General features: G+C 72.6%; 11 protein-coding genes. 7 read left to right on the top strand and 4 right to left on the bottom strand.

Annotated features, from left to right (window positions below; all coding sequences use genetic code 11):
• Positions 1-67 precede the first annotated feature (67 nt).
• Together AC5020_RS05455 and AC5020_RS05450 are read left to right on the top strand one after the other, a co-directional pair.
• A complete protein-coding gene (locus AC5020_RS05455) occupies positions 68-823 on the top strand; it encodes a class I SAM-dependent methyltransferase (RefSeq protein ID WP_377793403.1) in 756 nt (251 codons plus the stop codon).
• A gap of 46 nt (positions 824-869) precedes the next feature.
• Positions 870-1,904 (top strand): GNAT family N-acetyltransferase, encoded by a 1,035-nt coding sequence (locus tag AC5020_RS05450; protein ID WP_464987509.1) that lies wholly within the window; start codon positions 870-872, stop codon positions 1,902-1,904.
• 10 nt (positions 1,905-1,914) lie between these two features.
• Here AC5020_RS05450 and AC5020_RS05445 read toward each other — a convergent pair whose 3' ends face one another.
• Positions 1,915-2,925: an alpha/beta fold hydrolase gene (locus AC5020_RS05445; protein WP_464987508.1), complete on the bottom strand. Its 1,011-nt coding sequence runs from the start codon at positions 2,923-2,925 to the stop codon at positions 1,915-1,917.
• Between the two features lie 133 nt (positions 2,926-3,058).
• Here AC5020_RS05445 and AC5020_RS05440 point away from each other — a divergent pair, with 133 nt between their 5' ends.
• The 5 genes from AC5020_RS05440 to AC5020_RS05420 all read left to right on the top strand — a co-directional run bounded on the left by AC5020_RS05440 (position 3,059) and on the right by AC5020_RS05420 (position 9,956).
• Entirely contained in the window at positions 3,059-4,093 is a 1,035-nt protein-coding gene (locus AC5020_RS05440; protein ID WP_464987507.1) for a zinc-dependent alcohol dehydrogenase family protein, read from the top strand.
• A 77-nt stretch (positions 4,094-4,170) separates the two neighbouring features.
• Positions 4,171-5,190, top strand: coding sequence for an RNase H family protein (locus tag AC5020_RS05435; protein ID WP_464987506.1), 1,020 nt, complete (start codon positions 4,171-4,173; stop codon positions 5,188-5,190).
• Positions 5,190-6,419 carry a DUF418 domain-containing protein gene (locus AC5020_RS05430; RefSeq protein ID WP_464987505.1) on the top strand — a complete coding sequence of 410 codons (1,230 nt, stop codon included), beginning with the start codon at positions 5,190-5,192 and terminating at the stop codon, positions 6,417-6,419. Before AC5020_RS05435 ends, AC5020_RS05430 begins: the two co-directional genes overlap by 1 nt.
• Positions 6,416-6,997, top strand: coding sequence for a DUF4031 domain-containing protein (locus AC5020_RS05425; protein WP_464987504.1), 582 nt, complete (start codon positions 6,416-6,418; stop codon positions 6,995-6,997). Before AC5020_RS05430 ends, AC5020_RS05425 begins: the two co-directional genes overlap by 4 nt.
• 94 nt (positions 6,998-7,091) lie before the next feature.
• On the top strand, positions 7,092-9,956 hold the full coding sequence (locus AC5020_RS05420) for a DUF4132 domain-containing protein (protein ID WP_464987503.1): 2,865 nt from the start codon (positions 7,092-7,094) through the stop codon (positions 9,954-9,956).
• A gap of 79 nt (positions 9,957-10,035) precedes the next feature.
• On the opposite strand, the gene AC5020_RS05415 is transcribed toward AC5020_RS05420, so the two are convergent.
• From AC5020_RS05415 to AC5020_RS05405, 3 genes are read right to left on the bottom strand one after another with little or no spacing between them, the layout of a single operon-like run.
• On the bottom strand, positions 10,036-11,646 hold the full coding sequence (locus AC5020_RS05415; RefSeq protein WP_464987502.1) for a sensor histidine kinase: 1,611 nt from the start codon (positions 11,644-11,646) through the stop codon (positions 10,036-10,038).
• A gap of 3 nt (positions 11,647-11,649) precedes the next feature.
• Complete coding sequence (locus tag AC5020_RS05410) at positions 11,650-12,369, bottom strand: response regulator transcription factor (RefSeq protein ID WP_377016189.1); 720 nt, start codon at positions 12,367-12,369, stop codon at positions 11,650-11,652.
• Between the two features lie 54 nt (positions 12,370-12,423).
• Positions 12,424-12,975 carry a LapA family protein gene (locus AC5020_RS05405; protein ID WP_377016191.1) on the bottom strand — a complete coding sequence of 184 codons (552 nt, stop codon included), beginning with the start codon at positions 12,973-12,975 and terminating at the stop codon, positions 12,424-12,426.
• Positions 12,976-13,167 lie beyond the last annotated feature (192 nt).

The following is a 13,167-nucleotide window of genomic DNA, read 5'->3' as shown; positions in this document are numbered from 1 at the left end:
CCGGCGCGAGGGCCGCTGAGGGGAAATGCCCGCGACAGGAGGCCTCGCACCGGCGCACGATGAGTCCATGGTCGATCAATCACGTCTGTGGGACGAGCATGCCGCCGCCGGGTACGACACCCCCGGCGAGGGCATGTTCGCCCCGGACGTGCTCGGGCCGACGGTCGAGATGCTGAGAGACCTCGCCGCGGGCGGGCGCGCCGTCGAGTTCGCCGTCGGCACCGGGCGGGTCGCGATCCCGCTGCGCGAGTCGGGCGTCGAGGTCGTCGGGCTCGAGCTCTCGGAGGCGATGATCGCGCGGCTGCGCGAGAAGGCCGACGAGCAGACGATCCCCGTCGTCGCCGGCGACATGACGACAGCGAGCGCGGGGGAGGGCTTCTCTCTCGCCTATCTCGTGTTCAACACGATCTCGAATCTGCTCACCCAGGAGCAGCAGGTCCAGTGCTTCCGCAACGCCGCCCGGCACCTCGCGCCCGGCGGCTGCTTCGTGATCGAGCTCGGCGTGCCGGATCTGCGCTCACTGGCGCCGGGCAAGGACGGCACCCTCGAGGTCTCCGAGGCCGGGTACCTGCTGGTCGACACCATCGACCCCCTGACCCAGCAGCTCGTCTCCCACCACGTCCGCTTCGATCCTGCGGTCGACGGCTCCCGCGAGGCCAGTATCGACCGCACCCCGCAGCGCTACATCTGGCCCAGCGAGCTGGATCTGATGGCGCAGCTGGCGGGCTTCTCCCTCGAGTCCCGGTGGGCCGGCTGGGACCGCTCCGAGTTCACCGGTGGCTCCCGTTCGCACGTCTCGGTGTACCGGCTGCCGGCGCGATGACGCCCTGCGGGACCGCTTGCGCGCCCAGCACTCGTAGACTGCGCCGGTGACCTCCCTCGATACTCTCGCCGCTCTGTCCTGGACGCCGCTCACCCTCGATGACGCCCCCGCCCTGACCGCATTGCTGAACCGGATCGACGCGGCCGAGCAGCGTCAGGAGCCGGCGGAGGAGCCGACCATCCGCGACTGGCTCTCCATGCCCGGGCACGACCTCGGCGCGGACAGCTTCGCCGTGCGCGACGGGGAGCGACTGGTCGCCTTCGGACTGCTCGATGTCGCCTCCGGTCTCGATCGCGACGGCCGGGCCCGGTGCGAGCTCAGCGGTGGTGTCGACCCCGAATACCGGCGCCGTGGGCTCGGCACGGCACTGCTCGAGCGCGGCGAGGAGCGTGCGGCCCAGGTGGCCGCCGACCGGCATTCGGGAGCCGACGCGATCGTCCGCGTCTCCGGAGGCCGCGACCCCGAACCGTCGGCCGGTGACGGTGACGGTGACGGTGACGGTGACGGTGCCGGCGCCGCGGTCGCGGGTGGCGCCGATGTCCGGCCCGTGCTGGACCGCCGCGGGTACCACCGTGCGCGCAGCTGGTTCTCGATGGGGCGCGGCCTGCCCGCCGCCGACATCGAGTCCCGTCAGCTCCCCGGCCTGAAGCTGCTCGCGCCGGCGGAGGACCATCTCGAGCTCACCCGCCTCGCCCACGTGGCCGCCTTCGCCGATCACTGGGGCTCGGCCCCGGTCACCCCGGAGCGGTGGCGGGCGCTGTGCACCTCGCACACCGCCCGGCCGGCGCTGTCCACCATCGCGGTCGATGCCGAGGGGGCCGTGCTCGGCTATGCCCTCGCCACGGAGGACCGCGCCGGAGTCCTGCACATCGCCCTGGTCGGCACCCGACCGGAGGCCCGCGGCCGGGGCATCGCGCGCGCCGTCATCGCCCGCAGCCTCGACGCCGCATCCCGCGCCGGCTGCACCACCGCCGAGCTCGAGGTCGACACGGAGAGCCTGACGGGCGCGACCCGTCTGTACGAGGCGCTCGGATTCACCCGCCGCCACGTCGAGACCACCTACGAGAAGCCGCTGCGCTGAGCCGTGCTGCTCAGCGGTGCCACTCGGTCAGGCGCTCGGCCAGCCGTTCCTCGCTGTCCTGCTCGGCCTGCTCATTCGCCTCCACGGTGCCGCCGTTGCGCAGCCCGCCCACGACCTCGCCGGCGGAGAACACGTGACCGGCGTCGGGGTAGACGTGCACCTCCGCCTCGGGCACCAGCTCACCGATCTCGTGCGCGGCGGTGTCCGCAGGCCACATGCGGTCGTCCCCGCCGGCGAACACCAGCAGACCCCCGTCGACGGCTGAAGGGTCGAGGCGCGCGGCGTCCTCGTCCGCCGCAGGGGAGTTCTCGATGATGCTCTCGTCGGTGGAGCGATAGGTCACCGGGTAGTTGAACGCGGCGGCGGACAGCTGGTGGACCAGGTCACCGGCGCTCGCGGAGCGGAACGAGAGGAAGGGGACCTCCTCGCCGGCCAGCGTCCACGAGGAATGGGACTCGCGCCCGACCACGAGGCTCTGATTCACGTGCATGGTGGGAGCGAACAGGACCACGTTGTCGATCTGTTCGTAGTGCTCGGCGAGCAGCAGGGCGAGCTCGGCCCCCTTCGAGGTGCCGCTCACGGTCAGCGGCCCGGCGGAGCGGGCAGTCTGCTCGATGCGATCCGTGGCCTCCTCGAAGAACTCGAGCGGCACGCGATCCAGTGCGGGCTGCTGGTTCTCCTGGCCGAAGAAGAACAGCGAGTACACCTCATAGCCCTGCTGGGCTATCCGCACCGCCTGCGCGTACGCCGGGCCGCCGTCCGAGCCGCCGAAGGTCACCACGACGCCCGCAGCCGCGGGACCGTCGGTCGGGAGCAGATGGAATCCGGCCAGGTAGTCGCCGGTGACGTGCTCGATGTCGAGCCCGTCCTGCTCGAGGTCATAGGTGGCGAGGTCCGTCGGATCCGGAGCGTCCCCGTCGTCGAACCTCCAGCCGTTGACGGCCCGCACCGCAAGGACCAGCAGGGCCAGGACGACCAGCGAGGCCACCGCGCGCACGAGGAATCGGCCGAGGCGCTTCATGCGCGGAACCGTCGTCCCGAGGGCACTGGAGGCATGCGACCAGCCTAGAGGTGATCCACGTCTCATGACAGCGGAAACGATCCGAACCTGCGGACGGCGAGGGCGGGCCCGGCGAGCGCGGGAGAATGTCCCCATGAGAGCAGTGCGCTACGACGCCTTCCAGCAGCAGCCACGACTTCTCGAGGTGCCCGATCCCGAGTGCCCGCCGCACGGGGCTGTCGTCACCGTGCACGCGACCGGCGTGTGCCGCAGCGACTGGCACGCCTGGCAGGGGCACGACGACTCCGTCGGCCTCCCGCACATCCCGGGTCACGAGTTCGCCGGAGTCATCGAGCGGGTCGGTGTCGAGGTGACCGGATTCGCTCCCGGGGACCGGGTGACGGCACCGTTCATCCTCTCGTGCGGACGGTGCGAGCAGTGCCTCGCCGGGGCGCCGCAGGTGTGCCCGCACCAGCGTCAGCCCGGGTTCGACCTGCCCGGCTCGTGGGCGGAGCAGGCGGTGGTGATCGAGGCCGACCACAACCTGGTGGCCCTGCCCGCGGAGATCGACATGGTGCTCGCCGCGGGGCTGGGATGCCGGGTGGGGACCGCGTACCACGCCGTCCGCGTCCAGGCTGCCGTGGCACCCGGGGAGACGGTCGCCGTGTACGGCTGCGGCGGCCTGGGACTGGCGTGCGTGATGGTCGCCCGCGCCGCCGGGGCCGACGTGGTCGCCATCGACGTCTCCGAGGGCGCCCTCGCCCGCGCCGCCGAGCTCGGTGCCACCGCGATCCCTGCCGGGGACGACGTCGCCGACCGCGTCCGGGACGCCACCGGCGGAGGGGCCCACGTCTCGCTGGATGCGCTCGGCTCCGCCGGCACGGCGCGTTCGGCCATCGCCTCGCTGCGGCCGCGGGGCCGTCATGTCCAGGTCGGGCTCCTGCTCGGGGTCGATGCTGATCCGTCCTTGCCGATGGGCCGGGTCATCGGCCAGGAGCTGGCGATCCTCGGCAGCCACGGACTCGCGGTCAGCGAGTACCGCGACCTGCTGGCCGACATCGCGGCGGGACGGCTCGACCTCGAGGGGACCGTCGGCCGGGTGCTGGCGATGGAGGATCTGCCCGAGGCGATGACGGCCATGGATGCCCCGCCGGTCACCTCCGGCATGACCGTCGCCCGGATGGTGTGAGCGGACCGGCGAGGCACGGCGCACGTCACCGCCGCCGGCGCCCGGACCCGTCCCTGCGCTGTGGAACCATGGCGACCATGACGATCACCGCTGCTGCCGACGGCTCCGCCCTCGGGAATCCAGGCCCCGCCGGGTGGGCCTGGTACATCGACGAGAACACCTGGCGCGCCGGGGGCTGGCCCCACGGCACCAACAACATGGGTGAGCTCAAGGCTGTCCTGGACCTGCTGGAGTCGACCGCGGTGGATGCCGACCAGCACCTGCTGATCCTGTGCGACAGCCAGTACGTCATCAACTCGGTGACCAAGTGGATGCCGGGCTGGAAGCGCAAGGGCTGGCGCAAGAAGGACGGCAAGCCCGTGCTGAACGTCGAGCTGCTCCAGGACATCGACCGCGCCCTGGCCGGTCGCAGCGTGGAGTTCGAATGGGTCAAGGGCCACGCCGGTCACGCCCTGAACGAGGCCGCGGACCAGCGTGCCAACGCCGCCGCGACCGCCTTCTCCAAGCGCCAGGACCCGGTCATCGGCCCCGGTTACCGGGGGGAGGCCGTCTCCCCGGCGGCCGCCGCCCCGACGGAGCCCACGCTGCCCGCCGAGGCCGCCGCGGCCGACGACCTCTTCAGCCTGTTCGACGAGCACGGCGCAGGGCCGGCTCCTGCCGCTCCCGCGAATGCCGGAACCGGCGCCCCCGGGGCGACCGGTGCACCCGCGTCTGCCGGGGCCGAGCCCACCGGATTCGCCGCCGACGCGCCCGGCGCCACCGACTTCGAGCAGGTCACCGCGCGCGAGCAGGCCCTGCTCAGCGACACCCTGCGTGCCGCGACAGACGAGGCCGCCGAGTTGCTGCACCCCTCGTTCACCGAGATCGGCGCCAGCGGGCGGCGCTATGACCGCGACGCGATCCTCGCCCAGCTCGAGCCTCTGGACAGGGTGGAGGCCGACGCATTCGTCGCCGACGAGATCGCCCCTGGCGTGGTGCTGCTGCAGTACACGACCTCGTCGCCGGAGGGCGCGGTCGCGCGCAGCTCGCTGTGGGTCCGACAGCAGGACCGCTGGCTGCTGCGCCACCATCAGGGCACGCCCCTCGAGCGACCCTGATGACGCTGATCGCGGGCAGCGGCTCGGTCCCTCTGACCCGCCGCGCCGGCGGGCCCGACCTCGCCCGCGGCCTCGCCCTGCTCGGGATCGGCCTGGCCAACACCATCGGCTGGCTGCACGGCTCGCAGTGGACGGTGCTGCTGAAACAGGTCGATGCCACCGTGATCGACCGGATCGCCGACGTGCTGATCGGGCTGCTAGCCGACAACCGCGGCTTCCCCCTGTTCGCGATGCTGTTCGGCTACGGCATCGGGGTCCTGTACCGCCGCTCCCGCGAGCACGGTGAACCGTCCCGGCGCTTCCTGATGCGCATGCTGCGCCGCCACGTGGTGCTGCTGGCGATCGGCATGGCCCACGCTCTGCTGCTGTTCAGCGGCGACATCCTCGTCGCCTACGCGATGGTCGGCATGTTCTGCGTGCTGCTGGTGACCCGGCACCGCATCGCCCTGCCGATCGCGGCCGTCCTCGCGCTGCCGGCGCTCGGGGTGTGGGGATGGACGGACGGCACCATCGGCCTCTCCTCGGCCGACGGGTACGCCGCCGCCTCGGCGCCCGACTATCTCACCGGCCTGCGCCTGCGCGCTGACGCGGCGGTCTACGACATGATCACCGCTGTGCTGTCGGACATCGGACTGCTCTCCCCGATGGCCATCGGGGCCATCGCAGCGCGGATCCGCCTGCTCGAGCTGGTGACGCCGAACCGGGACCTGCTGGTCCCGATCGCCCGGTGGGGCCTGGGGATCGGACTGATCGGTGCCGTGCCGCTGGTGACCGTGCTGGTCGTCGATCCGGCGCACCGACTGCTCGAGGCGGAGCTCCCGCTCGGGATCCTCGGCGTCCTCCACCAGTACACGGGCGTGGTCGGGGCGGCCGGTGCGGCGGCCGCAGCGGCACTGGTCGCCGACCGCGTCACCCGCTCCGAGGGGATCGGCATGGGGCAGGCGCGGCAGCTGGGCCATCTCGCGGTGCGCGGGATCGAATCGCTGGGGGCCGTGTCCCTGAGCGCCTACGTCGCCCAGTCAGTGGTGTTCATCGCCCTGTTCCCGCCGTACACGCTGGACCTGGGGGCCCGGCTCGGGACCGCGGGCGCCGCGGTGATCGTGGTGGCGGGCTGGCTGGGGATGATCGTGCTCGCCGTCGCTCTGCGGCGCCGGGGCCGACGGGGCCCGCTGGAGTGGGTGCTGCGCCGTCTGGCGGGCTCGACCACGCATCAAGGATCTCGCGCATGACCGTCTTCGCCGATACCCCCAGGTGGCCCCGCCACGGCACACTGTGGGGCCACCTGATCTCCGACACGTCCCTCGAGGAGCTGCACGCGGTCGCCGCGCGGGCCGAGCTGCCCCCGCGCTCCTTCGACCTCGACCACTACGACTGGCCCGAAGCCGCCCGGCCGCGCCTGGAACGGGTGGGCATCAGCTTCGTCGACAACCGGCAGCTGACGCGGATCCTGCTGGCCTCCGGCCTGCGCATCCCCCTCGTGGACCGGCCCGCCGCCCGTGCTCGACGCAGCGCCGAGCACGCCGCCGCGCTGGGGCTGGAGCCGGTCCCGCGGGATCTCATCGTGGGGCCGATCGGTCATGTCGACCCGTTGCCGCCGGTCGAGGACGCAGGCGCCGGAGCCTACCGTCTGACGCGGGATGCCCCGTCGGCCCCGCCGCGCATCGAGGCGCACGACGCGACGGGTCACGCGGCCGCGCGCGAGATGCTCGAGCAGCTCGACGTGCTCGCGCGCCGGCGGGGGGACGCGGGGTTCGTCGGGCAGGTCCTGGCCGACGGTGCGCGCCCCCGGGGCGTCACCAGCGCCTGAAGGGCACTGAGGAAGACCTGATCCATGGCCTGCGCAGGGCATCCTCCGCAGGCCGGCTCAGCGCCCGGGTGAACTCTCACCTAGGATCGACGGTGTGGCGAACTGGTTCGGACGGCTCCGCGGCAAGCAATCCTCTGTCCCCGCCTGGCACCAGGCGATCCGGGAACTCGTGGCGGAGCACCCCCGGCGCGCCGACGTGGAGGCCTACCTCCTGACGGGCCAGTGGCGGTTCTCCAGCCCCCTGCGCCACGGTCGCGGTGGCCTCCATCTGCTCGAGCACGCTGAGGGACGGGTCGAGGCCGGCCGGGCCGTCACCGCCCACCTCGGGCAGATGCCCGACCAGGTCGCGCTCCGACTCGCCGAGGTGCTCAGCGCCGAACGCCCGGTGCTCGACAGCAAGTGGGGTCCGTACCCGGATCGCTCGCTGGACGGGCTGGAGTGGCTCGACGGGCTGCTCTCCTTCCACGGGCGCAGCGACCACCATCCCCGGCGTGAGGCGAGCGGGAACCCTCCCGACCATGTCACGATCGAGCGGCTTCTGACCGCCGACGGCAGACCCGCCTCGACGCTGGTGGAGCAGATCCTGCAGCCGGGGCCGAGATCCCGGCACCGGGCATGGACGGCGCTGGACTGGCCGGGGATCGACGACGCTGTCGCCCGGCACCGCGAGGCGGCTCTGGCCGCCGACGGCCGGAAGCGTTCCGTCCCGCGGCGCGGCGAGACCCTGCAGGCCCTCGGCCGGTTGAGCGACGAGACGCTCGCGCTGTTCCGCGGCCACCTCGAGTCCGAGGCCGCCGCGGACGAGAGCTCGCTGCGCTTCGCCGCGGGCGCGCTGCTGGCCCGACTGGACCCGGCCCATCGGCTGCCGCCGCCGACGGATCTCCCGCGCCTGCCCGAGGTCACCTGGACAGCGCCGCTGGATCCCCAGGTCCGCGAGCAGATCCTCGCGATCGCTGATCGGCACGGCATCCCGCATGAGGACCTCGAGATCGCGTTCTTCCGCCTCGAGCTCGGCACCCCGCCCGACCCGCACGGCGAGCCGCCGAAGCCGCGCGGCCGCCGGGCCTTCGTCGCGGAGCTCGGGGAGCTCGATCTGGATCCCGCGGCCCTGATGAGCGTCCTGGACGCGATCGGGTGCCTGCTGTTCTCCGACGGGGAGATCGTCAGCGGCACGGGCATCCGGGCCCTGCGACGTCTCGCGGAACGGACCGGGCACCCCACCGCGACGGAGTTCGCAGCCCTCGCCGAGGATGCCGGGATCGACGCCCGGGCGATCGCCGGCGCCATCGTGGACCATCAGGGCGACGCCGCTCGGGAGGGCCTCGGGCATGACGCCCCGGCAGGCGAGAGGGGCGACCTCGCCGTGCGCTATCTCGACGCCCTGCTCGAGATCGCCGAGACCGCCGCCGCCGGCCTGTCCCGCGATGTCCTCGCCTTCCTCCACGTCCTGGCCGAGCACGACCGCCTCCCCGAGGCCGCCGAGCAGCGCGTGCGGGCGCTGGCGCTCGACGGCGCGCCCACGCACCGCGACGCGGCACGACGCCTTCTCGCCGCGATCCCGGACGCCGCCGCGCGAGCGGCCGCGGCCCTGGACGATCCCGTCCCGGGCCGCCGGGCCGCGGCCGCACAGTGGGTGGTCACGGTCGCCACGAGCACCGGCACTGCGCAGGACGCCGTGCCCACGCTGCAGCGAGCTCTGGCCACCGAGACCGACGAGGAGACCCGCGGGACCCTGGTGGAGTGCCTGGCCGATCTGGGCTCACCCCCTACCCGCAACCTCGACAAGAGCGCGGTGATCGCCGCCGCACAGAAGGCCGCGGCACGGAAGCCGCCCGCCGCGCTGGCATGGTTCCCTGTCGACGATCTGCCGGAGCTCACCTGGGCCGACGACGGAGGGCCCATCGATGCGAGCCTCGCCCGTCACCTGGTCCTCGAGGCGCACCGGGGCACGTCCCCGCAGCCGGGCGCCCACCTGCGCGCACACGTCGCCCTCATCGCTCCGGCGGATCGCGCCGCGCTCGGGGGCTTCGTCCTGGAGCACTGGCTGTCCGAGGACCTCGGCGCCGAGCGCGGCAGCGGGGCCGCCAAGAGCCCCGGCCTGCTGGCCCTGGTGGCCGCCTGCGGCGCCGGCCATTCCTACCCCAGGCTCGTCGACTACATCGAGAACCACACCAGGGGCAGCAGCGCCGGCGCCGGCGGTCGGGCCGCGCAGCGGCAGGCGCTGTTCGACATGCTCGCCGCCGCCGGCGACGACGACGTGGCCGCGATCCGCGCTCTGCTGACCATCCACGGCGGCGTCGGTGTCGAGGCGACCACCGACGGGGCGTTCCGCGCGGTCCTCCGCGCCGCCGAGCACCGCGGGCTCGACATCGGCGTGCTGGAGGACCTGGCGATGCCCGACTTCGGATTCGACGACGCCGGGCAGCAGACCCTCTCCTACGGAGCGCGGACCTTCACGGCGGTCCTGGAACCCGACCTCACCGTCACGCTCCGGGATGCCGACGGCACGACGCTCCCGAGACCGCCGAAGTCCGCCGCCACCGATGACAAGGAACTCGCCGCGCAGGCGCGACGCCGGTACGCGAGGTGGGAGGAGGCGTTCGAGGGCGTGTCCGGACGCCGCACGGCCCGACTCGCCGACGCTGCCGGGCGCGGGGAGGCCTGGTCGCCGCCGGAGTGGCGTGAGCGCTTCCTGGACGGGCCGGTCCGGGCCCGGATCGCCCACCGCGTGCTCTGGCGCCACGGAGAGGTGATCTTCCGGCCCACGCTCGAGGGGGACCTCGCCGGCGTCGACGGGGACCCCGTGGACGTTCCGGTGGGCGGCGTGGTCTCGATCGTCGCGACCGACGAGCTGCACGGGGCCGAACGGCGCGCGTGGGCGGACCACTTCCGCCGAAGCGGTCTGACGCCCTGGGAGCACTTCGACCAGGTCTCCGCGGAGGCAGAGCCCGCCCGGTAGCGCGAGGCGACGTCCGTCTCGGCGGCGGCCTCTGCCGCCCGTCCTCTGGTGCTCCGGCGCCGCCGAGCGCTGGTCCGTCTTAGCGCTGGTCCGTCGGTTCGTCGTCCTCCCCGTCGGCCCCGCCGACGCTGCTCTCGCCGTCCTCGGGCTCGGTCAGGGCCCGGACCTGATCGGGCTGGGAGCGGTGCTCCGCGTCGATCTCGGCGGCCGGCAGCTCGACCCAGAAGGTGGAGCCGCCGCCCGGGGTCTCGTGCACGCCGATGGTGCCGCCGTGCTGCTGGACGATGGTCGCGGCGATCGACAGGCCCAGGCCCGCACCGCCGCCCTCCGTGGCCGAGCGGACGCGTGAGGGGTCCGTGCGGTAGAAGCGCTCGAAGACCCGCTCGCGGTGGTCGGCGTCGATGCCGTGCCCGTGGTCGCGCACCTCGATCATCACCGTCCCGCGCTCGGTGTAGCCCACCGCGATCTCGACCGGGGTGCCCTTGGGCGTGTGCCGGTTCGCGTTGGCCACGAGGTTGAGGATGACCTGGCGCAGTGAGGCCTCGTCGCCGAGGACCCCGATGGACAGGTGCGGCTGGACGGAGACCGGCGTGCCGGACAGCGAGGTCACCATGACCTGCCGTGAGGGGTCCAGGGCGCGCAGATCCTGGGCGGCGTCGAACAGGGCGTCGGTCAGGTCGACGGGCTCCATCGGCAGGTCCGGGTTCTCGTCGAGGCGGGCCAGCCGCAGCAGGTTCTCCACCAGCGACCCCATCCGCCGGGCCTCGTCCTCGATGCGGCGCATCGCCGAGGCGACATCCTCGTCGCTGCGCAGGGCACCCATCCGGTACAGCTCGCCGAATCCGCGGATCGCAGCCAGCGGGGTGCGCAGCTCATGGGAGGCGTCCCCGACGAACCGGCGCATCTTGGCCTCGGAACGGGTGGCGTGCTCCTCGGAGGCCTTCTGTGCGGCGAAGGACTGCTCGATCCGCACCAGCATCTCGTTCAGCGAGACCGCCAGCGCGTGCACCTCCAGGCTGGTGCTCGTGACCGGGACGCGCCGGGAGAGATCGCCGCCGGCGATCTGAGAAGCGGTGGATTCCACGTCCTGGAGCGGTTCCAGCGAACGATGGGTCATGTAGCCGCCGAGCCCCATGCCGACCAGCACCACCAGCGTGCCCACCAGCACGATGATCAGCGCCATCTCGTGCATGGTGCGGTCCACGCCGTCCAGCGGCAGGGCGACGTACACGCTGCCCTTGTCCGGGCCGGTATTGAGCATCGCCACCGCGCGCCACCGGTTCTCGGCGGAGTCGACCACCGTGAACGGCCGGCCGCCGCGCTGGACGATCTGCTCATCGGTCAGGTCCGGGAACGGGATGTCGACGTCACGGTCCTCGTAGTCGATCACGACCTTCTTGACCTGGGTCCCGTTCTCGTCGCGGACCTCCACGGCGTACTGGACCGGGGTGTAGGGGCTGTTCTGGACGGAGACGTCGTTGCCGGCCAGCTCGTGCTCGGCCAGCTCGAGCATCTCGCCCATGCCGTTGTGGAGGTTGTTGTCGACCGACTGGATCAGGGTGCGGTTGAGCAGGAACAGCGAGAGGCTGCCGGTGAGCACGGTGCCGAGGACCAGCAGCAGGGAGATGAGCGCGACGATCCGCGTCCACAGGGACACGGGCCGGTCGGGGCGCGGACTCGGCAGGGCCAACCGTCAGGAACCTTCGGCGGCTCGCAGCACGTAGCCAATCCCGCGCTTGGTGTGGATCATCGGCTCGCCGATCACGTCGATCTTGCGACGCAGATACGAGATGTAGGACTCGACGATGCCCACCTCGCCGGACCAGTCGTAGTCCCACACGTGATCGAGGATCTGCGTCTTGGACACCACGCGGCCGGCGTTGAGCATCAGGTAGCGCAGGAGCTTGAACTCGGTGGGGGAGAGCTCGATGGTGACGTCACCGCGATAGACCTCGTGGGAGTCCTCGTCCAGGCGGAGGTCGCCGACGACCAGCGAGCTGTCGACCGTGGGGTCGGCCCCGCCGTGGGTGCGTCGCAGCACCGCGCGGATGCGCGCGACGACCTCCTCCAGGCTGAACGGCTTGGTGACGTAGTCGTCGCCGCCGACCGTGAGGCCCGCCACCTTGTCCTGGGTCTCGTCCTTGGCGGTGAGGAAGAGGATCGGGTACTGCTCTCCGCGGTCGCGCAGTCGGCGGGTGACGGTGAACCCGTCCATGTCCGGGAGCATCACGTCGAGGACGACGAGATCGGGCTGGTTGTCGGTCGCCTCGCGGATCGCCTCGTTGCCGGTCGCGGCGGTGAACACCTCGAAGCCGGCGAAGCGCAGCGACGTCGCGAGCAGGTCGCGGATATTGGGCTCGTCGTCGACGACGAGCAGTCGTGCCTCGAAATCCTGGTCTGCAGTCGTGGTCATGGCGATACGGTCCTCCCCGGAGTTGGGAGGTGGCTGGACGTCGGCTGGGCGACGTCAGCGGGTCGCACGATGGATCTTCTCCTGTGCCTTGCGCAGGCGGCGGATCGTCCAGCTCATCTGGATCATGCGCACCGATCCGACCAGTGCCATCACCAGCGCGCCGGCGATCGCCGCGAGCAGCATCGCGACGCCGAGCGGCAGGTCGAACTGGGCGTTGAAGTACTCGAAGGCCGCGGTCTCGCTGTTCTGGATGACGAAGATCAGCAGCAGCACCAGCACGATGGCGCCGAGGATCAGCGCGATCCACAGCCCGGCCGTCGTGCCACCACCGGAGGGCACCGTCTCGGCGGGCTCCTGGGACGGCTCCTCCGCGGCGCGCTTGCCGGTGCCGGTCTGCTGGGGAGCGGTGACCCCGGGCCGCGAGCCGGTGCCGTCGTCGCCGACGGGCTCGCCGGCTCGACGCACTGACGAGGGGGTGCCGGCCGGCTGGGACGCGCCGGGGCCGGTGGCAGGCACGTTCTCGCCCGCGGCGGGCCGCACCGGCTCGGAGCCGGCCTCAGGTGCACGGCTGACGGGACGATCCGGGTCCTGGGGTCCTGTGCTCATGGTCGCTCCTCGATATCGGGGCCGGGGGAAGTGCCCTCGGCGGCCTCGTCCTCAAGGCCGCCGCACACCCCACTCTATCGATCCTGGGAACTTCCGGAACATACGTCCTCCGTGTGCGCCGACGGGCCGGTCGGTCGGCCTGCCCTGCGCGAGCAGCCTGCCGCGCTCCGGCCTGCCCTGCGTGAGCAGCCC

It is taken from the genome of Brachybacterium sp. SYSU DS0246 (genome assembly GCF_059391765.1).
Note: the sequence above shows the minus strand (reverse complement) of the source record. Positions and strands in the feature narration are given on the sequence as shown.